Origin of the sequence: Microbacterium oleivorans (assembly GCF_013389665.1) — a bacterium.
Lineage (GTDB): Bacteria > Actinomycetota > Actinomycetes > Actinomycetales > Microbacteriaceae > Microbacterium > Microbacterium oleivorans_C.
The window spans coordinates 3,135,794-3,162,137 of record NZ_CP058316.1 but is presented as its reverse complement, the minus strand read 5'-3'; the positions used below and the strand labels follow the sequence as shown (position 1 = coordinate 3,162,137).

The 26,344-nt window shown below is 69.7% G+C and carries 25 protein-coding genes, 2 tRNA genes and 1 other RNA gene; 12 read left to right on the top strand and 16 right to left on the bottom strand.

Annotation, left to right across the window (positions count from 1 at the left end):
• Positions 1-44 precede the first annotated feature (44 nt).
• The gene (locus tag HW566_RS15035; protein WP_178014228.1) at positions 45-479 is read right to left on the bottom strand and encodes an RDD family protein; all 435 of its coding nucleotides are present in this window, start codon (positions 477-479) and stop codon (positions 45-47) included.
• A 132-nt stretch (positions 480-611) separates the two neighbouring features.
• On the opposite strand from HW566_RS15035, the gene glnA (HW566_RS15030) reads away from it, so the two are divergent.
• Positions 612-2,036: a type I glutamate--ammonia ligase gene (gene glnA, locus HW566_RS15030; RefSeq protein ID WP_178014226.1), complete on the top strand. Its 1,425-nt coding sequence runs from the start codon at positions 612-614 to the stop codon at positions 2,034-2,036.
• A 91-nt stretch (positions 2,037-2,127) separates the two neighbouring features.
• Here glnA (HW566_RS15030) and HW566_RS15025 read toward each other — a convergent pair whose 3' ends face one another.
• From HW566_RS15025 to HW566_RS14995, 7 genes are all read right to left on the bottom strand, one after another.
• Complete coding sequence (locus HW566_RS15025) at positions 2,128-3,141, bottom strand: diacylglycerol/lipid kinase family protein (RefSeq protein WP_178014224.1); 1,014 nt, start codon at positions 3,139-3,141, stop codon at positions 2,128-2,130.
• Positions 3,138-3,854 (bottom strand): esterase/lipase family protein, encoded by a 717-nt coding sequence (locus tag HW566_RS15020; protein ID WP_256728756.1) that lies wholly within the window; start codon positions 3,852-3,854, stop codon positions 3,138-3,140. Before HW566_RS15020 ends, HW566_RS15025 begins: the two co-directional genes overlap by 4 nt.
• The gene (locus tag HW566_RS15015) at positions 3,851-4,666 is read right to left on the bottom strand and encodes an alpha/beta fold hydrolase (RefSeq protein WP_178014222.1); all 816 of its coding nucleotides are present in this window, start codon (positions 4,664-4,666) and stop codon (positions 3,851-3,853) included. Before HW566_RS15015 ends, HW566_RS15020 begins: the two co-directional genes overlap by 4 nt.
• 91 nt (positions 4,667-4,757) lie before the next feature.
• Positions 4,758-5,660 (bottom strand): DUF808 domain-containing protein, encoded by a 903-nt coding sequence (locus HW566_RS15010; protein WP_178014220.1) that lies wholly within the window; start codon positions 5,658-5,660, stop codon positions 4,758-4,760.
• Positions 5,661-5,668: 8 nt separating this feature from the next.
• Positions 5,669-8,659, bottom strand: a complete 2,991-nt coding sequence (locus tag HW566_RS15005) for a bifunctional [glutamine synthetase] adenylyltransferase/[glutamine synthetase]-adenylyl-L-tyrosine phosphorylase (RefSeq protein WP_178014218.1) — start codon at positions 8,657-8,659, stop codon at positions 5,669-5,671.
• Between the two features lie 4 nt (positions 8,660-8,663).
• Positions 8,664-10,001, bottom strand: a complete 1,338-nt coding sequence (gene glnA / locus HW566_RS15000; RefSeq protein WP_178014216.1) for a type I glutamate--ammonia ligase — start codon at positions 9,999-10,001, stop codon at positions 8,664-8,666.
• 33 nt (positions 10,002-10,034) lie between these two features.
• Complete coding sequence (locus HW566_RS14995; protein ID WP_178014214.1) at positions 10,035-10,256, bottom strand: SPOR domain-containing protein; 222 nt, start codon at positions 10,254-10,256, stop codon at positions 10,035-10,037.
• A gap of 79 nt (positions 10,257-10,335) precedes the next feature.
• Between HW566_RS14995 and ppgK the strand changes: the two genes are divergently transcribed.
• Positions 10,336-11,160 (top strand): polyphosphate--glucose phosphotransferase, encoded by an 825-nt coding sequence (gene ppgK / locus HW566_RS14990; protein WP_178014212.1) that lies wholly within the window; start codon positions 10,336-10,338, stop codon positions 11,158-11,160.
• A gap of 30 nt (positions 11,161-11,190) precedes the next feature.
• Here the strand turns inward: ppgK and rnpB are convergent.
• From rnpB to HW566_RS14970, 4 genes are all read right to left on the bottom strand, one after another.
• Positions 11,191-11,549: RNase P RNA component class A (rnpB, locus tag HW566_RS14985), an RNA gene on the bottom strand.
• A 56-nt stretch (positions 11,550-11,605) separates the two neighbouring features.
• Complete coding sequence (locus HW566_RS14980) at positions 11,606-13,294, bottom strand: bifunctional 3'-5' exonuclease/DNA polymerase (protein ID WP_178014210.1); 1,689 nt, start codon at positions 13,292-13,294, stop codon at positions 11,606-11,608.
• 7 nt (positions 13,295-13,301) lie between these two features.
• Positions 13,302-14,033 carry a zinc ribbon domain-containing protein gene (locus tag HW566_RS14975; protein ID WP_178014208.1) on the bottom strand — a complete coding sequence of 244 codons (732 nt, stop codon included), beginning with the start codon at positions 14,031-14,033 and terminating at the stop codon, positions 13,302-13,304.
• Position 14,034: 1 nt separating this feature from the next.
• Positions 14,035-14,108 (bottom strand) — tRNA-Val (locus HW566_RS14970).
• Between the two features lie 137 nt (positions 14,109-14,245).
• Here HW566_RS14970 and aceE point away from each other — a divergent pair.
• The 6 genes from aceE to HW566_RS14940 all read left to right on the top strand — a co-directional run bounded on the left by aceE (position 14,246) and on the right by HW566_RS14940 (position 21,843).
• Positions 14,246-16,975, top strand: coding sequence for a pyruvate dehydrogenase (acetyl-transferring), homodimeric type (gene aceE / locus HW566_RS14965; RefSeq protein WP_178014206.1), 2,730 nt, complete (start codon positions 14,246-14,248; stop codon positions 16,973-16,975).
• Positions 16,976-16,983: 8 nt separating this feature from the next.
• Positions 16,984-18,186 carry a PucR family transcriptional regulator gene (locus tag HW566_RS14960; protein WP_178014204.1) on the top strand — a complete coding sequence of 401 codons (1,203 nt, stop codon included), beginning with the start codon at positions 16,984-16,986 and terminating at the stop codon, positions 18,184-18,186.
• A 127-nt stretch (positions 18,187-18,313) separates the two neighbouring features.
• A complete protein-coding gene (locus HW566_RS14955) occupies positions 18,314-19,231 on the top strand; it encodes an ACP S-malonyltransferase (RefSeq protein ID WP_178014202.1) in 918 nt (305 codons plus the stop codon).
• A complete protein-coding gene (locus HW566_RS14950) occupies positions 19,228-20,229 on the top strand; it encodes a beta-ketoacyl-ACP synthase III (RefSeq protein WP_178014200.1) in 1,002 nt (333 codons plus the stop codon). The genes HW566_RS14955 and HW566_RS14950 overlap by 4 nt, the downstream gene beginning before the upstream one ends.
• A 75-nt stretch (positions 20,230-20,304) precedes the next feature.
• Entirely contained in the window at positions 20,305-20,553 is a 249-nt protein-coding gene (locus HW566_RS14945; RefSeq protein ID WP_091499275.1) for an acyl carrier protein, read from the top strand.
• 51 nt (positions 20,554-20,604) lie between these two features.
• Entirely contained in the window at positions 20,605-21,843 is a 1,239-nt protein-coding gene (locus HW566_RS14940; protein WP_178014198.1) for a beta-ketoacyl-[acyl-carrier-protein] synthase family protein, read from the top strand.
• Between the two features lie 149 nt (positions 21,844-21,992).
• Here the strand turns inward: HW566_RS14940 and HW566_RS14935 are convergent, their stop codons facing one another.
• Complete coding sequence (locus HW566_RS14935; protein ID WP_178014196.1) at positions 21,993-22,496, bottom strand: DUF3145 domain-containing protein; 504 nt, start codon at positions 22,494-22,496, stop codon at positions 21,993-21,995.
• Between the two features lie 197 nt (positions 22,497-22,693).
• On the opposite strand from HW566_RS14935, the gene HW566_RS14930 reads away from it, so the two are divergent.
• A complete protein-coding gene (locus HW566_RS14930; protein ID WP_178014194.1) occupies positions 22,694-22,873 on the top strand; it encodes a hypothetical protein in 180 nt (59 codons plus the stop codon).
• Between the two features lie 424 nt (positions 22,874-23,297).
• On the opposite strand, the gene HW566_RS14925 is transcribed toward HW566_RS14930, so the two are convergent.
• Complete coding sequence (locus HW566_RS14925; protein WP_178014192.1) at positions 23,298-23,783, bottom strand: hypothetical protein; 486 nt, start codon at positions 23,781-23,783, stop codon at positions 23,298-23,300.
• A gap of 3 nt (positions 23,784-23,786) precedes the next feature.
• Between HW566_RS14925 and HW566_RS14920 the strand changes: the two genes are divergently transcribed.
• Genes HW566_RS14920 through HW566_RS14915 form a run of 3 tightly spaced genes read left to right on the top strand, consistent with a single transcriptional unit; the run spans position 23,787 to position 25,162 of the window.
• Positions 23,787-23,990, top strand: a complete 204-nt coding sequence (locus tag HW566_RS14920) for a hypothetical protein (protein ID WP_178014190.1) — start codon at positions 23,787-23,789, stop codon at positions 23,988-23,990.
• Positions 23,990-24,271: an Arm DNA-binding domain-containing protein gene (locus HW566_RS16160; RefSeq protein ID WP_256728755.1), complete on the top strand. Its 282-nt coding sequence runs from the start codon at positions 23,990-23,992 to the stop codon at positions 24,269-24,271. Before HW566_RS14920 ends, HW566_RS16160 begins: the two co-directional genes overlap by 1 nt.
• On the top strand, positions 24,272-25,162 hold the full coding sequence (locus HW566_RS14915; protein ID WP_256728754.1) for a tyrosine-type recombinase/integrase: 891 nt from the start codon (positions 24,272-24,274) through the stop codon (positions 25,160-25,162).
• 49 nt (positions 25,163-25,211) lie between these two features.
• Here the strand turns inward: HW566_RS14915 and HW566_RS14910 are convergent.
• A tRNA-Ile gene (locus tag HW566_RS14910) sits at positions 25,212-25,285 on the bottom strand.
• 49 nt (positions 25,286-25,334) lie between these two features.
• The gene (locus HW566_RS14905) at positions 25,335-26,324 is read right to left on the bottom strand and encodes a DMT family transporter (protein ID WP_178014188.1); all 990 of its coding nucleotides are present in this window, start codon (positions 26,322-26,324) and stop codon (positions 25,335-25,337) included.
• Positions 26,325-26,344 lie beyond the last annotated feature (20 nt).

Genomic DNA, 26,344 nt, shown 5'->3' with positions numbered 1-26,344 from the left:
CGCGAGCCCCGGGGCGCGAGCCCCCGGGCATCGGGTGGAGGCCGTCAGGCCCGGACGAGGATCGTTCCGGCGGCCTTGTCGTGCAGGCCTCGCTGGTCCGCGTCGAAGACCACCGCCGGCAGTACCACCACGAGCAGCAACGTCCGGACGATCGGCCGCCACAGCCCGGTCCATCCCCCGTGCAGCAACTCGAGGCGGAGCCCCACGACCCGATGGCCCGGGCTGCCCGCGATGAGGGGGATGAAGATCACCTGGAGCGCGGCGAACACCGCGATCGGCGCGAACTGGGTGAGCCCGGCCTCCGCCGGGAGAGCGAACTGATCGAAGCCGAAGAACGCGGTCGCGATCACCGTCGCGGCGGCGTAGTCGATCGCCAGCGCGGCGAGCCTGCGCCCCAGTCGGGCGACGCTGCCGGTGCCGCGTTCGGGACGCCCCAACCGCTCGCCGGGATAGGTGTTCTCGCGGAGGTGATCGGGCACCGCTCCAGCCTAATCGGGGACCGCGACGTAACATCCCGGAAACATCCGAGATACTGCCGGGCAACTGGATGCCGATAGGTTCGAAGAGGCCCGGATCATCCAGGCTGTTCCTCACCCGATCTTGGAGACTCCATGTTCAAAGATTCTTCCGAGGTGCTCAAGTTCATCCAGGACGAGGACGTCAAGTTCCTCGACATCCGTTTCACGGACCTTCCCGGTGTGCAGCAGCACTTCAACATCCCGGCCTCGACCGTCGACGAGGAGTTCTTCACGGTCGGACAGCTCTTCGACGGCTCGTCGATTCGCGGCTTCGCGAACATCCACGAGTCGGACATGCAGCTGATCCCGGATGTCTCGACCGCGTACCTCGACCCGTTCCGCGAGGCGAAGACGCTGGTCATGATCTTCGACATCTACAACCCGCGCAACGGCGAGATCTACGCCAAGGACCCGCGTCAGGTCGCCAAGAAGGCCGAGAAGTACCTCGCCTCCACCGGCATCGCCGACACCGCGTTCTTCGCCCCCGAGGCGGAGTTCTACATCTTCGACGACGTCCGCTACGAAGTGAAGCAGAACTCGAGCTTCTACTCGGTCGACTCCGAGGAGGGCGCCTGGAACACCGGTCGCGTCGAAGAGGGCGGCAACCTCGCCAACAAGACCCCGTACAAGGGCGGCTACTTCCCCGTCTCGCCGGTCGACAAGACCGCCGACCTGCGCGATGACATCTCGCTCAAGCTCATCGAGTCCGGCCTGGTTCTCGAGCGGGCCCACCACGAGGTCGGCACCGGCGGTCAGCAGGAGATCAACTACCGCTTCGACACCATGGTGCACTCGGCGGACGACATTCTGAAGTTCAAGTACATCGTCAAGAACACCGCCGAGGAATGGGGCAAGGTCGCGACCTTCATGCCCAAGCCCCTGTTCGGCGACAACGGCTCGGGAATGCACACCCACCAGTCCCTGTGGCTGAACGGTGAGCCGCTGTTCTACGACGAGAAGGGCTACGGCGGTCTGTCCGACATCGCCCGCTGGTACATCGGCGGGCTCCTCAAGCACGCGGCGGCCGTGCTCGCGTTCACCAACCCGACGCTGAACTCCTACAAGCGCCTGGTGAAGGGCTACGAAGCCCCGGTCAACCTGGTCTACTCGGCCGGAAACCGTTCCGCGGCCATCCGCATCCCGATCACGGGCACGAACCCCAAGGCCAAGCGCATCGAGTTCCGCGCTCCGGATGCCTCGGGCAACCCGTACCTCGCCTTCGCCGCACAGATGATGGCGGGCCTGGACGGCATCAAGAACCGCATCGAGCCGCACGAGCCGGTGGACAAGGACCTGTACGAGCTTCCCCCCGAGGAGGCCAAGAACATCCCGCAGGTCCCGAACTCGCTGCTCGACTCCCTCGAGGCCCTGCGCAACGACCACGAGTTCCTGCTCGCCGGTGGCGTGTTCACGCCCGAGCTGATCGAGACCTGGATCGAATACAAGATCGAGAACGAGATCCAGCCGATCAACGCCCGCCCGCACCCGTACGAGTACGAGCTGTACTTCGGGGTCTGAGTCCGCGATGCGGAGCTGAAGCCCGCGAAGAGCCCGCCAGGTCCTGCTCTGGCGGGCTCTTCGCGTTCATCGGCACTCCGGGACGACTCCCTCAACTGCCGGCTGACGCCCGCACCCGCAGGGCCAGAGCGCTCGGCGCGACCTCGATCCGCACGGCGACGATGTGACCGAATCCGTCGCCGTCGAGCTGGATGAGCCGCGGCAGGTCGAATCGAGCCTCGAACCGCTGTCCCTGTGCGTACGCGAGAGCGTGAAGCTCCGGCGCCTTCTCCAGAACCCGTCTGGTCAGCCGTGACCGTCGGGCCATCCCCTGGAGCGTGAGCCGCGACCCGATGCCGGCCCAGCCGAAGCGGCTCCGCGGCCTCATCATGACGACGTCCAGGAGTCCGTCGTCGACCACGGCCCTCGGGATGAGCAGCATGTTGCCCGCAAGCGTCCCGCAGTTCCCCACGATGACGGTGTGGGCGCGGGCGGAACGCGTACGGCCACCGTCGACGCGGTAGTGCAGCGAGAAGAGGCGGTTCGCCAGGATCGACCGCGCGATCGGGCTGACGTATGCGAACCAGCCGAGGTGTTTCTTCGCCAGCGGGCTGGTCTTGTCGGCCATGTCGGCGTCGAGACCGATCCCCGCCATCACCACGAACGCGTGCCGGCGACGAGTGCCGGTCTCGTCCTCGAGCTCGGCGAAGCCGACGTCGATGCGCCGACCGACGCCGGTGAACGCGGCCTCCACGCACCCGTCCACGTCGGCGAGGGAGATTCCGAGGTCACGCGCGAGGAGGTTGCCGGTGCCGGCGGGCACGAGCGCCACCGGGGTGTCCGTCCCCTGCAGAACCTCGACGGCGGCTCGAACCGTGCCATCTCCGCCCGAGACGATGACGACGTCGGCGCCCTCCGCGAGCGCACGTCGCGCCGCGGCGGCGCCCGAGTCGTCGGCCGCGGTCTCGTACCAGCGCGTCGACGCCCAGCCCGCGGCCGCCTCGTGCCGGCCGATCGCCTGCCGCAGTCGCGCGAGCGGAGCCTTCGCGGGGTGGTAGACGACCGCGGCGTGACTCGGCGGTGCGACGGTGTCCGTGCCCGTCGCCGGGTGGGCGGCGCCGTTCATCGCGGTGGCCGGTGTCGCCCCGGCGCACCGTCGACCGCCGGCCGGTCGGCCAGACGCACGACCTCGGCGATGACCCGCGGGTGCGCGAGGATGCGGAAGTGACCGCCGGTCTGGAGCCGGACGTTGCGCGCCCCCGCGAGCTCGCTCCCGCCCGGGATATGCGGATCGAACTCGCCGTAGACGGAGACGATGCGCGCGTTCGGCTCCCGCTCGCGGGCGAGCGCTCGGATGACGGGGGCGCTCGGCGAGAACGCCCGCAGGGCGGGCAGGAGCATCAGCCTGCCGTACACGGAGCCGTCGAACGGGCTGGCGACGGCGACCATCCCCGCGACCCGGGCGGCGACGTCCCGATCAGCCATCACCTGCTTTCCGATGAGTCCTCCTTTGCTGTGCGCGACGAGCACGACGCCGGAGAGGTCGCGCTCGCTCATGTACGCGGCGACGTGGCGCGCCCCGCGCGGCACCGGCCACCGGTTGCGTCCGAGCGCGGCGATGACGTGGACGGGATGTCCGCGCTCGTGCATCTCGGTGATGAGCGGTTGCAGGAACCTCCACGTCTCGTAGATGCCGGGGAGCACGACGAGCGGCGTCCGGTCGCCCGACGCGAACGTCTCGGGGTCGGTTCGCGAGAAGAAGGCCCGCACCTGCCAGGCAATGGCGTAGGCGTAGTCGGCGGCCCACCACACGGCATCGCGAAACGGATGGCGGGTCACGGGGTCCGCTCCACCCCGTGCCGTGAGACGAACCCCAGGATGCCGGTCGCCACCGCGCGAGGCGCCGACCGCTCGACGTGATGACCGGGCCCGGGGACGACCAGCACCTCGCCGCGCGCTGCGTGGGCGGCGAGGCGTGTCAGCCAGCGGTCGCCGGCGACGGGGTCTCGCGATCCGCGGACGAACAGGGCGGGGACGGCGAGACCCGACACGCCCTCTTCGATCCGGTAGTCGCGCATGTGTCGGGCCTGCGACAGGAACCAGGCCGGTCCTGTGCGAAGGTAGTCGGCGAGCACGAGGGCGTTCGTCCGTGGCGTCTCGCGGAACCCGTCCAGCGCCAGAGCGAGCGCCTGCTCCCGCAGGCTGCGATGCCGGTCGTCGGTGACCGGCCCCATGAGGACGACGCCGGCGACCCTCCGGGGAAGCCGCACCGCGGTCTCGACCGCCCACTGCGCGCCCATCGAGTGCCCGACGAGCACGACGGGCGTCTGCGAGAGCGAGCCGATCACCTCGGCAAGGGCGTCGGCCATGCGCGCCACGGAGACATCCCCGCGGGGCTTCTTCAGCCCGGCGAAGCCGGGGAGGTCGATGCTGTGGACGTCCGCCGACGGCGCCAGCACCGCGTGCACGAAGCGATAGGAGCGGTGCGACATCCCGAGACCGTGCACGAGCACGATCGTCGGCGTGGGCGGCTCGGAGGCCGGCGCATACGCATACGAGCTCCACACCCGGAACGGCAGCCCGTCGCCGGTCAGGCGGTGCGGTGTCCACGCCGTGTCGAGCCGAGGGGTCGATGCGGGCGCCGTGATCATCGCGTCAGGCTAAGCCGCGAGACCACACCGCACACGCGGCTTGACATCGACGGGGACGCCCCGGAGCGTCGACGTCCGCGGACGGCCGGCATCAGTGGGATGCCGCGCTCACGGCGGTGTGTCCGCCGCCCCGACGGAGCCTCCGGATCACGGTCAGGACGCCGACGATGGCCAGTCCGACGAGAAGGCCGGCGACGGCCGACACCGCGGTCTCGCCGATCCAGACCACGACGGTCCCGGCGCTTTCGAGCAGGTGCTCGACGCCGTGCAGGAGGTCCAGGGTGACGGTCACGCCGACTTCGCCGAGATTCTCCAGAACGAGGTGGCCGCCGACCCACAGCATGGCGACGGTTCCGACGACGCTGATGACACGGAACACCGCGGGCATCGAGCGGACGATACGCGTACCGGTGTGCCGCACCCGCCGCGACGGGCTCTTGGCCATCCGAAGACCCACGTCGTCGATCTTCACCAGGAGCGCCACCGACCCGTAGACGATCGCCGTCATGAGAAGAGCGATGACGGCGAGCACGGCGAGGGTCTGCCAGATGCTCATGCCGTCGTCGAGATTCGACAGCGAGATGAGCATGATCTCGGCCGAGAGGATGAGGTCCGTACGGACGGCGCCGAGCACCAGCTTCTTCTCGTCGCGAGGACCGTCGTCAGCCGCGCCGTGATGCACGCCGAACCACTCGAGCACCTTCTCCGCGCCCTCGTAGCAGAGGAACGCCCCGCCGAGGATGAGCAGGAAGGGCAGGACGGCGGGCGCGAACGCCGTGAGCAGCAGCGCCACCGGAATGACGATGAGGAACTTGTTCGCGATCGATCCGAGGGCGATCTTGCCGACGACCGGCAGCTCGCGCGCCGGGGTGATGCCCTGGACGTACTGCGGGGTGACGGCCGCGTCGTCGATGACGACGCCAGCAGACTTCGCGGACGCGCGCAGCGCCGCACTCAGGATGTCGTCGACGACAGCCAGCAGACCAACCGACATGATTCCCCTTAGCCGTAGAAGAGCTTCTCGAAGACGCGGCGCGACTGACGCGCAGCGCGCATCCAGTCCTCCTCGACCATGGTCGCCGATCGCGGCGGATACTCCAGCAACCGGCCGATGCCGTCGAGACGCGACCGGTCGGTCGGCAGCACGTCGCTCGTCTGTCCCGACAGCAGGGTGTTCGCCGAACGCAGCCTGCTCGCCAGACGCCACGCCGCGGCGAGCCTGTCGGCGGCATCCCGGGGAACGAGGTCGGCGGCGACGGCCGCTTCGAGCGCCGCCACGGTCGAGGTCGTGCGCAGCCCCGCAACGCGATGTCCGTGCTCGAGCTGGACGATCTGGACGAGCCACTCCACGTCGCTGAGCCCGCCTGGGCCGAGCTTGAGATGGCGCGACCGGTCCTGCCCCTGCGGCAACCGCTCGCTCTCGACCCGCGCCTTGATGCGGCGGATCTCGCGAAGCCCCTGAGGGTCGGCGGAGACCGGATATCTCAGATCATCGGCGAGCGCCAGGAAGCGCCCGATGAGCGACACGCTGCCCGCGACGCCGCGCGCCCGGAGGAGCGCCTGCGCCTCCCACGACAGCGACCACCGTCGGTAGTACTCGGCGTACGACTCCAGCGAACGGACGAGGGGGCCGTTGCGTCCCTCGGGACGCAGGCCCGCGTCGAGGTCGAGCGGGAGCCGGTGATCCTCGGAGTAGCGACGCACCCCGTGGACCAGCTGGAGCGCGAGCTCCTGCGCGCGCTGGGGCGCCACACCGTTGGCGTCGTAGACGTACATGATGTCCGCGTCCGACCCGAAGCCGAGTTCCGCGCCGCCGAAGCGGCCCATGGCGATCACCGAGAAGTCGAGACGGTCGTCCTCGGGTGGCACGACCTCACGCCTGACCGCTCGGAGCGTAGCCTGGATCGTGACCTCGGTGACGGTGGTCAGTCCCTCCGCGAGCTGCTCGATCGAGAGCTCCCCGATGACCGCCGCCATCGCCAGGCGCAGCAGCTCGCGGCGCCGGAGCGCACGCACCGCCGACATGGCGTCGTCGATCGAGGCATGCCGGGTCTGGATCGCCCGGGCCTCCTCCTGCAGCAGATACCCCGGTCGCGGTCGCAGCTTGTCGCGCGAGTCCAGCCAGGCGATCGACTCGGGGATCCACTCCATCAGCTCGCCGACGTAGCGCGAGCCCGAGAGCAGCCGCGTCAGGCTCTCGGCGGCACCGGAGGTGTCGCGCAGCATCCGGAGGAACCAGGGAGTGTCACCCAGCCGTTCGCTGATCCGGCGGAAGGCCAGCAGCCCGTAGTCGGGATCGACGCCGTCGGCGAACCAGCGGAGCATGACGGGCATCAGATGGCGCTGGATGACGGCTTTGCGGCTGAGGCCGCCGGTGAGCGCGCCCATGTGGCGCAGCGCTCCGGCCGGGTCTCGGAATCCGATGGCGGCGAGACGCGCCTTCGCCTGGTCGGGCGAGAGCGACTGCTCATCGGCCGGCAGCGCCGCGACAGCCGACAGCAGCGGGCGATAGAACAGCCGCACGTGGATCTCGCGCACCTCGCGCTTGATGTCCTCCCATGCCGCCAGCACCCGGTCGCCGCCTTCGCCGATGCGCGACGCACGGGCGAGGACGCGCAGCGCCGCACCGTCCTCGGGCATCAGGTGGGTGCGGCGCAGGTCACGCAGCTGCAGGCGATGCTCCAACACGCGCAGCCGTCGGTAGTCGAGGGCGAAGCGCGCGGCATCCTCGCGGCCGATGTAGCCCTGGGAGACCAGCGCGTCCAGCGCGTCGAGCGTGGATCGGTCGCGGATGCGCTCGTCGGTGCTGCCGTGGACCAGCTGCAGCAGCTGCACGGTGAATTCGATGTCGCGGATGCCGCCCGGGCCGAGCTTGAGCTGACGGGCGACCTCGGCCGGAGGGATGTGCTCGGTGACCCGCTCGCGCATCTTCTGGACGCCCTCGACGAAGTTCTCCCGGGCTGCGCTGGCCCACACCTTCGGCTGGACCGCATCGACGTAGCGCTCGCCCAATGCCTCGTCACCGGCCAGGGGCCGCGCCTTCAGGAGCGCCTGGAACTCCCAGCTCTTGGCCCAGCGGTCGTGGTATGCGACGTGCGATTCGAGGGTCCGCACGAGCGCCCCCTGCTTGCCCTCGGGTCGCAGGTTCGGGTCGACCTCCCACAGCGGCGGCTCGACCTCGACCTCCGAGATGCCGCGCATCGTCTGGATGGCCAGCCGGGTGGCGATCTCGATGGCCCGCGCCTCGGAGACGGTCTCCTCGTCGGAGGTGGCCCCGACGAAGATCACGTCCACGTCGCTGACGTAGTTCAGTTCCCGCGCACCCGCCTTGCCCATGCCGATGATGGCGAGGCACGTGGCCTCGACCTCGTTCCTCGGGAACCTCCCGGCCCCCGGCACTCCCGCGACGAGCCTGCTCCGGGCGACGGCGAGCGAGGCTTCCAGCGCTGCGCCCGCGGCGTCGGCCAGGGCAGCCGCCACGGCGTGGAGGATCACCGTCGGGTCGGATGCCGCGAGGTCGAACCGCGCGATGCGAGCCACCATCCGCCGATAGGCGATCCGCAGCGCGATCCACGCCTCATCGCCCGAGACCTCGGCGAACCCGTCGGAGGCCGACACGCTCGCCAGGAGCGCGCGGTGCATCTCCTCGCGGGAGGGCAGACCGTCCTCGACCTCGGTGAGGTCCGCGAGCTCGGACGGATGCCGCAGGTAGAAGTCGGCGAATCCGGGCGACGCCCCCAGCAGCGACCAGACCGCGACCTGGTTGCGCTCCAGCGCCGCTCGCACGCCGTCGCGATCGCGACGGGCGATGCTCAGCAGCGCCGAGAGCGCGTCGTCGGGGTCGGCTGCGGTCTCCGCGGCCACGACGAGGTCGTCGCGGCTCGTACCGGTCAACTCCGCGAGTTCGACGAGATGCTCGTCGGCCCGACCCAGATCGTCGAATCCCGCCCGCGCCAGTCCGGTCAGCCCGACCGCCCGAGATCCACGGGTCATGGCCTCAGAGCATCTCCAGGTTGCTCTTGAGCTCGAAGGGGGTCACCTGGGCGCGGTAGTTCTGCCACTCGCGACGCTTGTTCAGCAGGACGTAGTTGAACACCTGCTCTCCCAGCGTCTCGGCGACCAGCTCGGATTCCTCCATGTACTCCAGGGCGTGGTCGAGGCTCGCGGGCAGCGGCGCGTAGCCGAGCGCGCGTCGTTCGGCGTCGGTCAGCGACCAGACGTTGTCCTCCGCCTCGGAGGGGAGCTCGTAGCCCTCCTCGATGCCCTTGAGGCCGGCCGCCAGCAGCAGGGCGTACGACAGGTAGGGGTTGGCGGCCGAGTCCAGCGCACGGTACTCCACACGCGAGGACTGGCTCTTGTTGGGCTTGTACATCGGCACGCGCACGAGCGCCGAACGGTTGTTGTGGCCCCACGTGATGAAGCTCGGCGCCTCGTCGCCGCCCCACAGCCGCTTGTACGAGTTGACGAACTGATTCGTCACCGCCGAGATCTCGTTCGCATGGCGCAGCAGCCCGGCGATGAACTGGCGTCCGGTCTGAGAGAGCTGGTACTGCGCGCCCTCCTCGTAGAAGGCGTTCACGTCGCCCTCGAACAGCGACATGTGCGTGTGCATGCCGCTGCCGGGGTGACCGCTGAGGGGCTTCGGCATGAACGTCGCGTAGACGCCCTGCTCGATCGCGACCTCTTTGATCACCGTGCGGAAGGTCATGATGTTGTCGGCGGTGGCGAGGGCGTCGGCGTAGCGCAGGTCGATCTCGTTCTGGCCGGGACCGCCCTCGTGGTGGCTGTACTCGACCGAGATGCCCAGGTCCTCGAGCATCCGCACCGAGCGCCGTCGGAAGTCGTGGGCCGTGCCGCCCGGGACGTTGTCGAAGTAGCCCGCCGAGTCGACCGGCTCGGGCCCCTCGGCCCCGTACGACGACGACTTGAGCAGGTAGAACTCGATCTCGGGGTGGGTGTAGAAGGTGAAGCCGGCCTCGGCCGCCTTCGCGAGCGTCCGCTTGAGCACGTGCCGCGGGTCGGCCACGGCGGGCTGACCGTCGGGAGTGGTGATGTCGCAGAACATCCGGGCGGTCGGGTCGACCTCGCCGCGCCACGGCAGCAGCTGGAAGGTCGTGGGGTCGGGGTGGGCCAGCAGGTCCGACTCGTAGCTGCGAGTGAGCCCTTCGATGGCCGAGCCGTCGAAGCCGAGCCCCTCGGCGAACGCACCCTCGACCTCGGCCGGTGCGATGGCGACCGACTTGAGGGTGCCGATCACGTCCGTGAACCAGAGGCGGACGAACTTGACGCCCCGCTCCTCGATCGTGCGCAGTACGAAGTCCCGTTGCTTGTCCATCGCGTCCTCTCCGAGACAGGGTCGTTCACCAGACTACTGGCGGCGAGCGCCCTCCGACGGCGGTGCGTCCCAGTCGTCCTCCCGCGCTTCGTCCTCACGCCACGCCTGCGCACGGTCGGCCATGAGCTGAGGCGCCCGCGCCGCCTCCTCGGCCGAGGTGAACGGGCCCGCTCGGTCGGCGCCCGGCGACTGCTTGCCGCGCTCGACCTCGTGGGTCACCAGGTTGTACCAGTACTCGCCGTCGCTCTCGGGCATGGTCGCTCCAGACTGCGCCACCGGCGGCGCTCAGCCCGAGCCTAAACCGGCAGCGTGCGCGGTCGATAGGCTGAGTCGCATGAGTGCGAGTGCGACGCGGGCCGTCGGAGTGGACATCGGCGGAACCGGCATCAAGGGGGCCGTCGTGGATCTGTCGACAGGGGACCTCCTGACCGACCGCATCAAGGTCGCGACGCCGAAGGGCGCCGAGCCCGAGGACGTGCTGGAGGCGGTGAAGGTCGTCCTCGAGCGTCTCGGTGTCTCCGACGCCGAGGATGTTCCGCTCGGTGTCGCCTTCCCCGCGATCGTCAAGCACGGCCGCACCCTGTCGGCAGCGAACGTCGCCGACACCTGGATCGACTTCGAGGCCGAGAGCTTCTTCGAGAATGGCCTCGGCCGCCAGATCCACTTCGCCAACGACGCGGATGTCGCCGGCGTCGCAGAACTGCGTTACGGCGCGGCGCGCGGGCAGGACGGCCTCGTCATCCTGACGACCCTCGGCACCGGCATCGGCTCGGCGATGATCTACAACGGCGTGCTGATACCCAACTCGGAGCTGGGCCACGTCCACCGCGCCAAGCACGGCAAGGATGCCGAGGCCTGGGCCGCGTACTCGGCGATGGAACGCGACGAGCTCGACTGGCCCGAGTGGGCCGAGCGGCTGCAGTGGTACTACAGCCACATCGAGTTCCTCTTCTCCCCCGACCTGTTCATCGTCGGCGGCGGCGTGTCGAAGCACGCCGACAAGTTCCTGCCGCTGCTGGATCTGAAGACGCCCATCGTTCCGGCCGTGCACCGCAACAACGCCGGCATCATCGGCGCAGCGGCCCTCGCCCTCGCCGGGGAGCGCCCGGGCGTGCTCGACGAGACGACCGAGGACCTCGCCGGGGCCACCGCGCACTGACCGAGCCGGGGCCCACCGAGGACGAGGAAGCGAATGGGCCGGCCTGTACGCCGGGTTCTGTCCGGGGGCGTGAGCCCCGTGGACGGCCATCTCTCTCGGCGACACGTTGCCGTGCCGCTCTAGCGGTCTACCCGGGGACTCGGCGAACCGCGTCTGCATCCCCTGTCTGACCTTGCTCCGGACGAGGTTTACCGTGCGAGCCGTGTCACCACGGCCCCGGTGGTCTCTTACACCACCCTTTCACCCTTACCGGCGCGGGCGCCGGCGGTCTGCTTTCTGTGGCACTGTCTCGCGGATCACTCCGGGTGGGCGTTACCCACCGTCCTGTCCTGTGGAGCCCGGACGTTCCTCGGTGCGGTTTCCCGCCACGCGACCGTCCAGCCGACCCATTCGCAGGCCCGAGTCTATCCGGCGACGCCCCGAGCCCGAACCCGGCGGACCTCGGTCACGCCTTGTCGGCGGAGTCCGCGATGCGCACGTCGAGACGGAAGTCGAGCGGAAAGGACCCGAACAGCAGCTCGCCCGCCGACCGCGCCGCCTCGCGGACGGCATCCGCTGCGGCCTGCGCGTGATCGACGGGGGTGTGGACGATGATCTCGTCGTGCAGGAAGAACGCCAGGTGCGCACGGTCGGTGATCGGATGGGGCCCCCGCGCGGGGAACGAGGCCAGGCGCAGGCGCAGGTCGGCGAGCCAGGCGAGCGCCCACTCCGCCGCCGTGCCCTGGACCACGAAGTTGCGCGTGAGGCGCCCGACGTCCCTCCCGCGCGACCTCGCCGCCGACCGCAGCGCGTCGGAGGCATCCGACTCGGCGGCATCGGCCTGCAGCTCGAGCCACGCCGCGGACGGCGGCGGGCTGGTCCGTCCGAGCAGGGTCCGGACGACGCCGCCCTGCTCGCCGACCCGTGCCGCTTCGTCGACGACGGCCATCGCCCGCGGGTAGGCGCGGCGCAGCGACGGCACGAGCCGGCCGCTGTCACCCGTCGTCGCGCCGTACATCGCTCCGAGCATCGCCATCTTCGCCTCCGAACGGGTCGCGACGGCGCCCCGCTCGACGATCCCCTCGTACAGATCCCGGCCCCGCGCGGCGCCCGCGAGGGCGGTGTCGCCCGACATGGCCGCGAGGATGCGGGGCTCGAGCTGCGCGACGTCGGCGACGACGAGCTTCCAGCCCGGGTCGGCACGGACCGCCGGTCGCAGCATCCGCGGCAGCTGCAGCGCCCCGCCGCCCGATGAGGCCCATCGCCCCGTGACCACCCCGCCGGGGACGTAGACGGGGCGGAACCTGTCGCCGGGGATCCACTCGTCCATCCAGGCCCATCCGTTCGCGGTCAGCAGCCGCACGGCTCGCTTGTACGCCAGCAGCGGCTCGACGACGGGATGCTCGTGACGCATGAGCTCCCACTTGCTGGTCGACTCCACGAGCAGGCCGGCCCGGTGCAGGGACCGCAGGAGCCGGGGGTGCGAGTCCAGACTCGCGCCGGGATCTCCGAGCGCGGCGCGCACCTGATCCGCGAGCCGGCGCACCCGTTCGGGAAGCTCGCCGGCGCGCGGCCGGGGACCGAGCGCCTCGGTCAGGATCGCGTCGTGGATATCGCGGCTCCACGGCACTCCGGCGGCGTGCATCTCGACGGCGACGAGTGCCCCCGCCGACTCGGCGGCCGTCAGGAGCCGGAGACGACCGGCGTCGGGCGATGATCCGATCGCACGGAGCTGTCGCGAGAATTCCGCCAGCACGGCGTCGAGACCATCGGGAATGGCATCGGCGGGTGGCTCGAGGTCGAACAGGGCGTCCCGGCCCGTCGTCGCGTCCGCGGGGAGTCCGTCCCATTCGGTCGCCGAGCGCAGCTCCGACCGATCCGGGACGAGGATGCTGTCGCGGAGGATCGCGTGGCACAGTCGCAGGTCGTGGCACCGCGAGACCCGCACCCCGGCGACCAATGCGGGGGCGTACCACGTCGTCGCGTCGGACCACACCCACCGCGCATCGGGCTCGGCGGCGAACTCGGCGAGCAGCGCGGCCGCCGGAATGGTCCGGCGCCCGATCTCGGAGCCCGAGGCGTCGAGCGTGGCGACCTCGACCGTGCCGTCGCCGCGGCGTCCGACCGCACGCCAGCCGGCGCGCGGCGCGGTCATGGTCTGGTCACAGCCCCGACTCGTCGGTGCGGACGAGGATGCACCCGCACTCGGGGCACGTCACGACGTCGTCATCGGCCGCCTGCCCGATGACCTTGAGGTCGCTGCCCGAGAGCTCCATGTGGCAGCCGCCGCAGGTGCGTCGGGTCAGCAGCCCTGCACCCGGGGTGCGCTCGGCGAGGGTCTCGTAGCGCGACAGCAGGTCGGCGGGGACCCGCGCAGCGACGGCGGCGCGATCACGGGTGGCCGCATCGAGGCGCGACTGCGCCTCGGCCACGGCGGCCTTGCCCTCGGCGCTCAGGCGCCCGCCCTCGGCGTTGACCTCGGCGATGAGCGCCTGCTGGGCGGCGACCGCCGCCTCCGCGGCCTCGAGCCGCTCCATCGCGGCGAGCTGCCCGTCTTCGAGCTCGCTCTTGCGGCGGGCCAGCGACGCGATCTCGTGCTCGAGACCCTGCGCGTCCTTCGCGCTCGAGGTCGCACCCAGACGTTGGGCGTCGCGTGCCGCGCGGGCATCGACGACGGCGACGTCCGATGCGATGCGGGCCAGCTCGGCCTCGATGTCGTCGCGCGTGCCCAGCAGACCGGTCAGCTCGACCGAGAGCGCCTGTCGATGCGCCAGGAGTTCCTGCACACGGGCCGCCTGTGCGGGATTGCGCTTGGCCGCCTCCGCACCACGGGACTGCGCGTCGAGCCGGACGAGATCCAGAAGCAGCAGCTGGTCTGCGGGGGTGGCTTTCATGTGGGCCCAGAGAGACTCGAACTCCCGACTCCCTCGGTGTAAACGAGGTGCTCTAACCAACTGAGCTATGGGCCCCTCGTCTCAGTCTACGAGAGCGCCGACCCCCGCGAGCGTGAGTAGGCTGTCCTGCGGTGCTTGTGCGCGCCCGACAACGCCCGCGCCCTGCCCGTGGTGATTACCTGGCACGATCTGCCATACGAGAAAGGTCGCCCGTGACTGTCAACGATCAAGACCCCTACTCCCAGGACGCCCTGGACAGCGATCCGGAAGAGACGGGGGAATGGCAGGAGTCGCTGCGTCAGCTGGTCGACGCGAAGGGCTCCGGTCGTGGTCGCGAGATCATGCTGAGCCTGCTCCAGGCCTCGCACGAGCTGCAGCTGAACGTCCCGCAGGTGCCGGTGACGGACTACATCAACACCATCGCGCCCGAGAACGAGCCGGAGTTCCCCGGCGACGAGGAGCTCGAGCGCCGCTACCGTCGGTGGATCCGATGGAACGCTGCCGTGACGGTGCACCGTGCACAGCGACCCGGCATCGGGGTCGGCGGACACATCTCGACCTACGCCTCGTCGGCCTCGCTCTACGAAGTCGGCTTCAACCACTTCTTCCGCGGCCCCGACCACGAGTCCGGCGGCGACCAGATCTTCATCCAGGGGCACGCTTCCCCCGGCATCTACGCTCGCTCCTTCCTCGAGGGACGTCTGAGCGAGGCACAGCTCGACGGCTTCCGTCAGGAGGCCTCGCAGGGTGAGAACGGCATCCCGTCCTACCCGCACCCCCGTCTGATGCCCGACTACTGGCAGTTCCCGACGGTCTCGATGGGCCTCGGCCCGATCAACGCCATCTACCAGGCGATGAACAACAAGTACCTCACCAACCGGGGCATCAAGGACCTCTCCGACTCGCACGTCTGGGCCTTCCTCGGCGACGGCGAGATGGACGAGGTCGAGAGCCGCGGTCAGCTGCAGGTCGCAGCCAACGAGGGACTCGACAACCTCACGTTCGTGATCAACTGCAACCTGCAGCGTCTCGACGGCCCGGTGCGGGGCAACGGCAAGATCGTGCAGGAGCTCGAGGCCTACTTCCGCGGCGCCGGCTGGAACGTCATCAAGGTCGTCTGGGGCCGCGGCTGGGACGAGCTGCTCTCGCAGGACGACGACGGCGCCCTGGTCCGCCTGATGAACACCACTCCCGACGGCGACTTCCAGACCTACCGCGCCGAGGACGGCGGATTCATCCGCGAGCACTTCTTCGGCCGCGACGAGCGCACCGCCGCTCTGGTGAAGGACTGGTCGGACGACGACATCTGGGGCAAGCTCCGCCGCGGCGGGCTGGACTACCAGAAGGTCTACGCCGCATACCAGCAGGCCATGCAGCACAAGGGTCAGCCCACGGTCATCCTCGCGAAGACCATCAAGGGCTACGGTCTCGGTCACCACTTCGAGGGCCGCAACGCGACCCACCAGATGAAGAAGATGACGCTCGAGAACCTCAAGCACTTCCGCGACTCGATGCGCATCCCGATCACCGACGCGCAGCTCGAAGAGAACCCGTACCTCCCGCCCTACTACCACCCGGGTGCCGAGGACGAGACGATCCGCTACATGCTCGACCGTCGCCGTGAGCTCGGCGGGTTCCTGCCGCAGCGCCGCAAGACGCACGCGCCGCTCACGCTTCCGGGCGACGAGTCGTACGCGCTGCCGAAGAAGGGCTCGGGCACGCAGGAGATCGCCACCACCATGGCGTTCGTGCGACTCCTCAAGGATCTGCTGCGCGCGAAGGACTTCGGCCACCGCATCGTGCCGATCATCCCCGACGAGGCGCGCACGTTCGGCATGGACGCCTACTTCCCGACGGCGAAGATCTACAACCCGCACGGCCAGAACTACACCTCGGTCGACCGCGAGCTGCTTCTGGCCTACAAGGAGAGCCCGCAGGGGCAGATCCTGCACGTCGGCATCAACGAGGCGGGCGCGCTCGCGGCCTTCACCGCGGTCGGAACCTCCTACGCCACCCACGGCGAGCCGCTGATCCCGGTGTACGTCTTCTACTCGATGTTCGGCTTCCAGCGCACCGGTGATGCGCAGTGGGCAGCCGGCGACCAGATGGCTCGCGGGTTCATCATGGGCGCTACGGCCGGTCGCACCACGCTGACCGGTGAGGGCCTCCAGCACGCCGACGGACACTCGCACCTGCTGGCGTCGACCAATCCGGCGACCGTGTCGTACGACCCGGCCTACGGCTACGAGATCGCACACATCGTCCGCTCGGGCCTCGAGCGGATGTACGGCGGCGATCACCCCGACCCCAACGTCATGTACTACATCACGCTCTACAACGAGCCGCTGGTACAGCCGAAGGAGCCCGAGGATGTCGACGTCGACGGCATCGTGCGCGGCATCCACCGGGTGAGTGTGGGCGAGGGCGACGGTCCCCGCGCCCAGCTGCTCGCGTCCGGTGTCGGTGTGCCGTGGGCATACGAGGCGCAGAAGCTGCTCAAGGACGACTGGGGCGTGGTCGCCGACGTCTGGTCCGTCACCAGCTGGACCGAGCTGCGTCGCGACGGCCTGGCCGCCGATGAGCACAACTTCCTGCACCCGACCGACGAGCCCCGCACGGCGTTCGTGACGCAGAAGCTGAGCGACTCCGAGGGCCCCGTCGTCGCGGTGAGCGACTTCATGCACGCGGTCCAGGACCAGATCCGGCCCTGGGTCCCCCGTCGCTTCGCCACGCTCGGTGCCGAGGGCTTCGGCTTCTCCGACACCCGTCCTGCCGCTCGCCGCTTCTTCAAGATCGACGGACCGTCGATCGTGGTACGCACGCTCCAGGCCCTGGCCGACGACGGCGTCATCGACCGCGGGCTCTCGGCGCAGGCGATCGAGCGCTACCGGCTGCACGACGTGACCGCCGGCACCAGCGGTAACGCGGGCGGAGAAAGCTGACCCGGTCGGTGGCCGACGCACGGTCCAAGGCGGAGACGCTCACGTGGCTCCGCCGGATCTCGGGAGATCTGGCGACAGCCACGATCAATCGCCTCGAGGAGACCCTGCCCTGGTATGCCGAGATGCCGCCTGCGCGCCGGTCCTCTGTGGGACTGGTCGCGCAGGCGGGCATCACCTCCTTCATCCAGTGGTTCGAGGACCCCTCGTCGACGCCTCGCATCGCGGCCGACATCTTCGCGGCGGCACCGCGCGAGTTGCTGCGGAGCGTGAGCCTGACGCAGACCCTGCAGCTCGTGCGGGTGACGGTCGAAGTCACCGAGGAGCGCGTCGCCGGCCGCGACGACGCCATCCGCGAGGCGATCCTGAAGTACTCCCGGGATGTCGCGTTCGCAGCCGCCGACGTCTATGCGCGGGCCGCCGAGGCGCGCGGCCTGTGGGATGCACGCCTCGAGGCTCTCGTCGTCGACTCGATCCTCACGGGCGAGACCGACGAGGAGCTCCCGAGTCGGATCGCGGCGCTGGGCTGGCATGGCCATGGTGCCGTCGCCGTCCTGGTGGGCACCACACCGCCCCAGTTCGACGTCGACCAGCTGCGTCGCGCCGCCCGGAAGATGGGCGTCGACGTCCTGATCGGAGTCCAGGGGCTGCGTCTGGTGCTGGTCATCGGCCGCGCCGAGCTCCCGGGACGCGTGGAGCCGGTGCCGGAGCTGACCTTCGTCGAGATCGCCTCACGCCTCGAGCCCGGATTCGGCGCCGGGCACCTCGTGCTCGGTCCCACCGTCCCCGCTCTCGTGGACGCGAGCCAGAGTGCGCGCGCCGCGCTGGCCGGTTTCGCCGTCGCGGGCGCGTGGCGGCACGCACCGCGCCCGGCCGAGGCCGACGACCTCCTGCCCGAGCGGGCGCTCGCGGGAGATCCGGTCGCGAAGGCGACCCTGGTCGAACGCATCTACCGGCCGCTGCTGGCGCACTCCCCCGACCTCGTCGCGACCCTCTGGAGCTACCTCGACAACGGCCGCTCCCTGGAGGCGACGGCGCGTGAGCTGTTCGTGCACCCCAACACGGTGCGGTACCGCCTCAAGCGCGTGTCGGACGTCATCGGATGGGACGCGACCGGTCCGCGGGAGGCTCTCATCCTGCAGACGGCATTGATCCTCGGGTCGATCGGCAACGACCTCACGCGACGACGACCGCCCGCGGGGCGGCGCGCCTGACCACGGCGCTGCGCGAGACGCGCGGGCGCCTCTCACCCGATCGTCTGTGCGGTCGACACAAAGGTTCACCAGATTGTTGTGAGCCTGTCGCCAGCGATTGGATCTCCGAAGTTGGAAGGATGGAAGCGTGATCATCGCCGTGTTCCCCGGTCAGGGCTCGCAGTCCCCCGGGTTCCTCGCACCATGGCTCGAACTGGACGGCGCGCGCGAGCGCCTCGAGCGATACTCGGAGCTCGCTGAGGTCGACCTCGTCGCCGCCGGCACCGAGTGGGACGCCGATCGCATCCGCGACACGGCCGTCGCACAGCCCCTCATCGTCGCCGCGAGCCTGCTCTCGTACGACGCCCTCACCCGCGACGGCTCCCGACCCACGGGCGTGGCGGGCCACTCGGTCGGAGAGATCGCGGCGCTGACGGCGGCAGGTGTCATCGACGCCGACGACGCCATACGTCTGGTGGGTCTGCGCGGTCGCGCGATGGCGGATGCCGCCACGGGCGAGCAGACCGGCATGAGCGCCGTCCTCGGCGGCGACCAGGATGCCGTCGTCGCCCGGCTGACCGAGCTCGACCTCACCCCGGCCAACTACAACGGAGGTGGACAGATCGTCGCCGCCGGCGCCCTGGACGCCCTCGCCGCCCTCGCCGCCGAACCGGTCCGAGCGACCCGGGTCGTTCCGCTGCAGGTGGCGGGAGCCTTCCACACGCGTTACATGGCCCCCGCCGTCGAAGCGCTCGACGTCGCCGCCGCCGCCGTGCCCGCTCGGGATGCCGCGCTGACCCTCTGGTCGAACCGCGACGGGGCCGTCGTCGCCGACGGCCGCGACGCTCTCGACCGGCTCGTCGCGCAGGTCGCCTCCCCCGTGCGCTGGGATCTGTGCATGGGCTCGTTCGCCGAGCGCGGCGTGACGGGCATCATCGAGCTGGCCCCGGCCGGCACCCTGGTGGGACTCGCCAAGCGCGCGCTCCGCGGCATCCCCTCGGTCGCCGTCAAGACCCCCGACGACCTCGTCGCCGCATCCGCTCTCATCTCCGGAGGTGCCGCATGACCCCCACCCTTCGTCAGGCCACCGGCCCCGCGCACACCCGCATCTACGCCTACGGCGCGGCGCGCGGCGAGAACGCGGTGCCCAACGACGACCTCGTCGGCCCGATCGACTCGAGCGACGAATGGATCCGCCAGCGCACCGGCATCGTCACGAGGGTGCGAGCCGACAAGGACACCACCGTCATCGACCTCGCCGCCGACGCCGTCGCCGAAGCGATCCGGCGCAGCGGGGTGCCCGCCGACCAGGTCGACGCCGTCATCGTCTCGACGATCTCGAACCCCAAGCAGACGCCGTCGGTGTCGGCGATCGTCGCCGACCGCGTGGGGGCGAACCCGGCCGCCGCCTACGACGTCAATGCGGCGTGCGCGGGCTTCTCGTACGGCGTGACCCAGGCGGACGCCCTCGTGCGAGCCGGTGCCGCGCGGTACGTCGCCGTCGTCGGCGCGGAGAAGCTCAGCGACATCGTCGATCCCACCGATCGCACGATCTCGTTCCTCCTGGGTGACGGCGCGGGCGCCGTCATCGTCGGCCCGAGTGACATACCGGGCATCGGGCCCACCGTGTGGGGCTCCGACGGGTCGAAGGCCGACGCCGTCGGGATGAACCACACGCTCGTCGACTTCCGCGACGGCCTCGCTCCCTGGCCGACGCTGCGCCAGGAAGGGCCCACGGTCTTCCGCTGGGCGGTCTGGGAGATGGTCAAGGTCGCCCGCCGCGCCATCGAGGAGGCCGGCATCCAGGCCTCCGACCTCGCTGCCTTCATCCCGCACCAGGCGAACATGCGCATCATCGATGAGTTCGCCAAGCAGCTCGGTCTACCCGAGTCGGTCGCGATCGGTCGCGACATCGAGACGACCGGCAACACCTCGGCGGCCTCCATCCCCCTCGCCACGCACCGGCTCCTCGAGGAGCAGCCCGAGCTCAGCGGTGGCCTGGCCCTGCAGATCGGCTTCGGCGCGGGGCTCGTCTTCGGCGCGCAGGTCGTCGTCCTTCCCTGATCCGCGGCGACCCCGCACCTAGACTGAACAGCGGCCCGCGTCCGGGTCCGACCAGAGATAACAAGGAGAATCCCCATGGCATTCAGCAACGACGAGGTCCTCGCCGGACTCGCTGAGCTCATCACCGACGAGACCGGCATCTCGGCCGACGAGGTCGCGCTGGAGAAGTCCTTCACCGACGACCTCGACATCGACTCGATCTCGATGATGACGATCGTCGTCAACGCCGAGGAGAAGTTCAGCGTCACCATCCCCGACGAAGAGGTCAAGAACCTCAAGACCGTCGGCGACGCCGTCACCTACATCACGTCCAACCAGGCGTAACCCGCACCGGCGGGGGCGCACGCCCCCGCCGGGGTTCCATCGAGGAGACCCATGAGTACCCCGCGTATCGTCGTCACCGGAATCGGAGCGTCCTCCCCCCTGGGCGGCACCGCTCCCGAGAGCTGGGAAGGCCTGCTCGCCGGTCGGTCCGGCGCGCGCACCCTCGAGCACGAATGGGTCGAGAAGTACCAGATCCCCGTCACGTTCGCCGCCGAGGCCATCGTGCGACCCGACAGCATCCTCGAGCGCCCGGTCGCCAAGCGCCTGGACCCCGCATCGCAGTTCGCGATGGTCGCGGCGATGGAGGCATGGGCCGACGCCGGCAGCCCGGACGTCGACCCCGAGCGTCTGGGTGTCGACTTCGCGACCGGCATCGGCGGCGTGTGGACGCTCCTCGACGCGTGGGACACGCTGCGCGAGAAGGGGCCGCGTCGCGTCCTGCCGATGACGGTCCCCATGCTCATGCCCAACGCCGCAGCCGGCAACCTCTCGCTGCACTTCGAGGCCCGGGCGTTCGCGCGCACCGTGGCGAGCGCGTGCGCATCGAGCACGGAGTCGATCGTGAACGCGATCGAGCATCTGCAGGACGGTCTGGCCGACGTGGTGATCGCGGGCGGCACCGAGTCGGCGATCCATCCGATCACGATGGCGTCGTTCTCGTCGATGCAGGCGTTGTCGCGCCGGAACGACGACCCGGCGACCGCTTCGCGTCCGACGAGCGTCGACCGTGACGGCTTCGTGATGGGCGAGGGCGCGGGCGTCCTCATCCTCGAGACAGAAGAACACGCCAAGGCACGCGGCGCGAAGATCTACGCGTACGCGGTCGGCGGCGGTGTGACGGCGGACTCGTATCACATCACCGCCAACGACCCCGAGGGAATCGGCGCGTCGCGGGCCGTCCGGGCCGCGCTCGAGCAGGCCGACGCCTCGCCCGACGACGTCGCCCACATCAATGCGCACGCCACGTCGACCCCGGTCGGGGACCCCAACGAGTACACGGCACTGCGCAGCGTGTTCGGCGCCCGCGTCGACGAGATCCCCGTCTCGGCGACGAAAGCCTCCACCGGCCACCTGCTCGGCGGCACGGGAGCGCTGGAAGCCATCTTCACCATCTTCGCGCTGCGCGAGCGCATCGCTCCGCCCACGATCAACATCACCGAGCAGGATCCCGCCGTGCCGTTCCGCGTGTCGGGCGATACGCAGCCGCTCGGCTCGGGAGACCTGCTCGCGATCAGCAATTCGTTCGGGTTCGGCGGCCACAACGCCGTCGTCGCCTTCCGCTCGGCCTGACACGCTCGCGCGAACGAACCCCCGGGGATCGCTCTCCGGGGGTTCTGTTCTTCCTGCGGTCAGCCGACCCGCACGCGCTCCCGTTCCCCGGGGTTGCGGCACCGGGGCCCGGTACGGGCGCACGGGACGACTGAGGTCTGATCGGCGGGTCAGCCCACTTTGTGCAGCCAGACGACGGCGACATCGTCGCCCGCGTGACGGAAGGGCTCGAGCTCCTCGTCCCACGCGACGCCGAGGGCGACGTCGAGCTCGCGCTGCAGCTCGTACACGTCGCCCGCGGCGATCTCCATGGCGTAGCGGATGCGATCCTCGCCGATGACGACGTTGCCCGAGGCGTCCGTCTGGGCGTAGTGGATGCCGAGGCTCGGCGTGTGCATCCACCGCCCGCCGTCGGTGCGCGGCGTCGGATCCTCCGAGACCTCGAAGCGGAGGTGCTCCCAGCCGCGGATCGCCGTCGCGAGTGCTGCGCCCGTACCGGCCGGTCCCTCCCAGTAGAACTCGGCTCGACGGCTGCCATCGAGCACCGGCTGGTCATCCCAATCGAAATTCACCGCGCGCCCGAGCGCACGTCCTGCCGCCCACTCGAGGTGCGGGCACAACGCGCGTGGCGCGGAGTGGATGAAGATCACTCCACGCGCCTGTGGTGTCGCCATGACTTCTCCGTTTCGTCAGGTACGTCTTCCCCTACGACCTGAGACCGGATGCGGCGGTGTTTTCGGTTGTCGCGTCGATTATCGCCCATCACCCTGAGGATTCACAACACCGGGATGCCGGGCCTCCCGCGCGGGTGTCAAGCCGGTTCCGTGCCGCCTCTCCTGCGGCGACCCTGGAGTAGACGAAAGGAATAGACATGAACGACAGCAGCACCCCCAACCACCGCGACGCCGACGATGCCCACGCCGATAACGGCGCCCCGACCGACGCCGTGAGCGACGAAGTCAAGGTCGACGCCGCGCGAGCCGGCGCGGACAGTGGCGACGCCGACGACAACACCGGCTTCCCGCAGGATCCGTCGATCAGCCATCCCTGACCGGATCGGATCGGCAGGTGCCGGACGGGTGGACGTGGACCGTCCCACCCGCCCGGCGCCCCGCGGTGTAGGGCGGGTGGGACTTGAACTCTCCCCACCGCGGCGACGCTTCCTCGGAACCGCGGAATCACGCGGTTCTTAAGGGTCGGACTGGTGCGAAGTGATACAACGCGAGGGGGGGGTAAGTGTGGGCAAAATGTGGGCACGTGTGGTCACGCTGCGGCGCCGATCCGATGCAGCACGCGATGCGCCGTCATCGGTTAATGCGCCTGACCCTCGAGGGTGGCCGCGGCGCAGGGAGTCAGAGGTCAGCGATCGTTCGACCGCGGTCGCCCGGGCGGCTTAGGATCGGAGCGAATCAGCCTCAGTCCAGCGATCGCGAGCACTATCCGGCCGATGTCGAAGTCGTCCTCCCCGGTCCCGATCAAGACTCACCCGAATCAGTGCGTGACCCAGATTCGCCAGCCTGGCGCGCGTGTCTGCGCCGATAAGCGATCGCACCGACCACCGTGACGCCCCATGCCCCGCCGAGCCCTAGGCCGCCGACGGCGAGGGTGACGCGCATCACCTCGGGATCACGGATCGCACCGATGAGCCACAACACCCCCAGCGGGACCCAGACGATGGCGAGCATCACAGCCATCGGGAAAAACGGGCCAGCGTAATACGCCCACTGCCGGCGCAGGAACCTCGTGACGGGGCCCGGCGGGTCGCTAGGGATGTCTCTCGGATCTCGGAGATCCCATCGCTTGCGCAGAACCGCAGCCTCGCGTTCCAATTGCTCACGGCGGGCGAAGGGCGCATCGTTGAGGGTCCCGCTCGGCTGAACGAGAGCTCGTAACTCTGCGTAGATGATGTCCAAGCGCCTCAGCGCGCTGTCGCGTTCGTTTTGGCGCTCCGGTGCCCCCATGCGATGAGCGTATCGCCCGAGCCGGTTGGCCGTGAGATCAGCGATCCCGATCACGCAGGCCACCCCGGTGCGATCGCCGTCGACCTCGGAGTCATGCGCAGCATCGTCGTCGCCTTCCAGAGCGTGCTCGCGCGGCTCGGCGACACCGTCTACGTGCAGCCGAAGATGGGCGCAGACATGTGGACACACCGCGAGGACATCGCCTGATGGCCGGCTCGATCACGAAGTACGAGACGGCGCAGGGCTCCTGGTACAGGGTCCGCTACCGGAAGCCGGACAAGCAGCAGACGGACAAGCGCGGCTTCAAGACGAAGCGCGACGCCGAGCTGTTCCTGGCGTCCGTGACCGTCTCGAAGACCAGCGGTCTCTACGTGGACCCGAGCAGAGGGAAGACCACCGTCGGCGAGCTCGGGCCGACGTGGCTGTCGAAGAAGTCCGGGCTCAAGCCCTCGACGCTGAAGCCCGTGCATCTGTCATGGCGGGTGTAGGTGGAACCGAAGTGGGGCCGTGTCTCCGTGGTCGACGTGAAGCCGTCCGACGTCGAGGCGTGGATCACGCAGCTCACGACGGGCACGGCGCCGGCCGCGCGCCTCGGTGGACGCGCGAACGGTCGTCCCCAGTCGGCGTCGAGCGTCCTGCGCGCCGTGGGCGTGCTCGCCGGCATCCTCGACGACGCGAAGCGTGACGGGCGTATCCACACGAACCCCGCCCGAGGGACCGGCAACCTGCCGAAGAAGTCCAGCGCGAAGGCCCGCCGCTACCTCACCGACGCCGAGGTCATGCGCCTGGCCGCAGCGATCGCCGACCCGATGCGATCCACCCTCGTCGTGCTGCTCGCGTACACCGGCATCCGGTGGAGCGAGGCCGCCGGGCTCCGATTCCGAGACCTGAACATGCTTCGCCGCCGACTGCACGTCCGCCGGCCGGTCGTCGAGATCGACGGGATCTTCCACGAGGGTGAGCCGAAGAACTGGGAGCGCCGCACCGTCGCCTTCCCGCAGTTCCTCGACGTCGCGCTCGCAGCGCTATGCACCGGCAAGGGACCCGACGACACCGTCTTCGCGGACGGCGCGAACTACGTCCGGCAGCCGCACACGTCGAAGTCCTGGTTCCTCACCGGCCTACGCGTCGCCGGCCTCGAGCGCATGACACCGCACGACCTCCGCCACACCGCTGCATCCCTCGCCGTCTCGTCCGGCGCGAACGTGAAGGTCATCCAGCGCATGCTCGGGCACAAGTCCGCAGCGATGACGCTCGACACGTTCGCGGATCTGTTCGACGAGGACCTCGACGACGTCGCGACGAAGCTCGACGCCCGCGCCACGGCCGCCATAGATGTGGGCAAAGTGTGGGCAGAGCTCGGTTTCCGCGCCTCCTGAGGGTACAAAAAAAGCCCCGGATCAGGGGGGAACCTGAGCCGAGGGCTTGTAGGGCGGGTGGGACTTGAACCCACGATCGTCGGGTTATGAGCCCGCTGCCTTGACCAGCTTGGCCACCGCCCCCTGAGGATTCGAGCCTATCGCGCGGGCAACGCCCCGCGCGTCCGCGCGATCAGTCGTCGATCGGACGACCCCTGCTTCCTCGCGGTATCGGCAGCTGTTGGCTGTCGAGGACGACCTGCGGATGATTACGCGCGAGCGACGAGACACCGTAGACGGCGATCGCTCCGGCCAGGGCGAATCCGACGAACGCCGGCCACGGCGCGGTGGACGCCTCCTGAAGGATCACGATGCCGATGACGACGGCGACGATGGGGTCGATGACGGTCAGCCCGGCGATCACCAGGTCGGGCGGACCCACCGAGTAGGCCGTCTGCACGAAGTAGGCGCCGATGCCGGTTGCGGCGATCAGACCGACGAGGCACAGCAGCGTGAGCCACTCGAAGTCCCCCGCCTGGATGCGCGAGATGACGACCTTCGCGAGCGTCGCGACGAAGCCGTAGATGATGCCCGAGGCGGCGATGTAGAACAGCGGCTTGGCGCGCTTGCGCACGAGCAGCCACACGGCCGCCGAGATCAGCAGCACGCCCCCGAGGAGACCGAGGATCGTGATCAGCTGCGTCTGGTCGATGGGCTCCTCGGTCGCCACGAGTGCGGCGATGGTCACGAAGGAGAGGATGCCGCCGATGCACGCGACGATCGAGCGAACGGAGCGTCCGGTGGGCTTGACCCCGGTGATGCGGGCATTGAGCAGTGTCGTGATGACGAGGGAGACGGCGCCCAACGGCTGCACGAGGATCAGGGGTGCGAAGGCGAGCGCGGCGAGCTGGCACACGATCGCGAGACCGAGCATCACGGTCCCGACCACCCACGAGGGTCTCTTCAGCAGACTGAACAGCTGCGCACCGCTCAGCCCGGAGCTGCCCGACGAATTGGTGAGGCGCTCGACCTTCTGCACCCCCCGGTGCTGGTAGAGCGCGCCGAACGACATGAACACGGCACCGAGGAGCGCCAGCGGGATGCCGATGAGGATCCGGGGCTCGCGAAAGACGCCGATGAGCTGATCGGTGACCTCATCGAGGGACGCGACGAACGGAATCACCTCTCGACCCTAACGTCGAA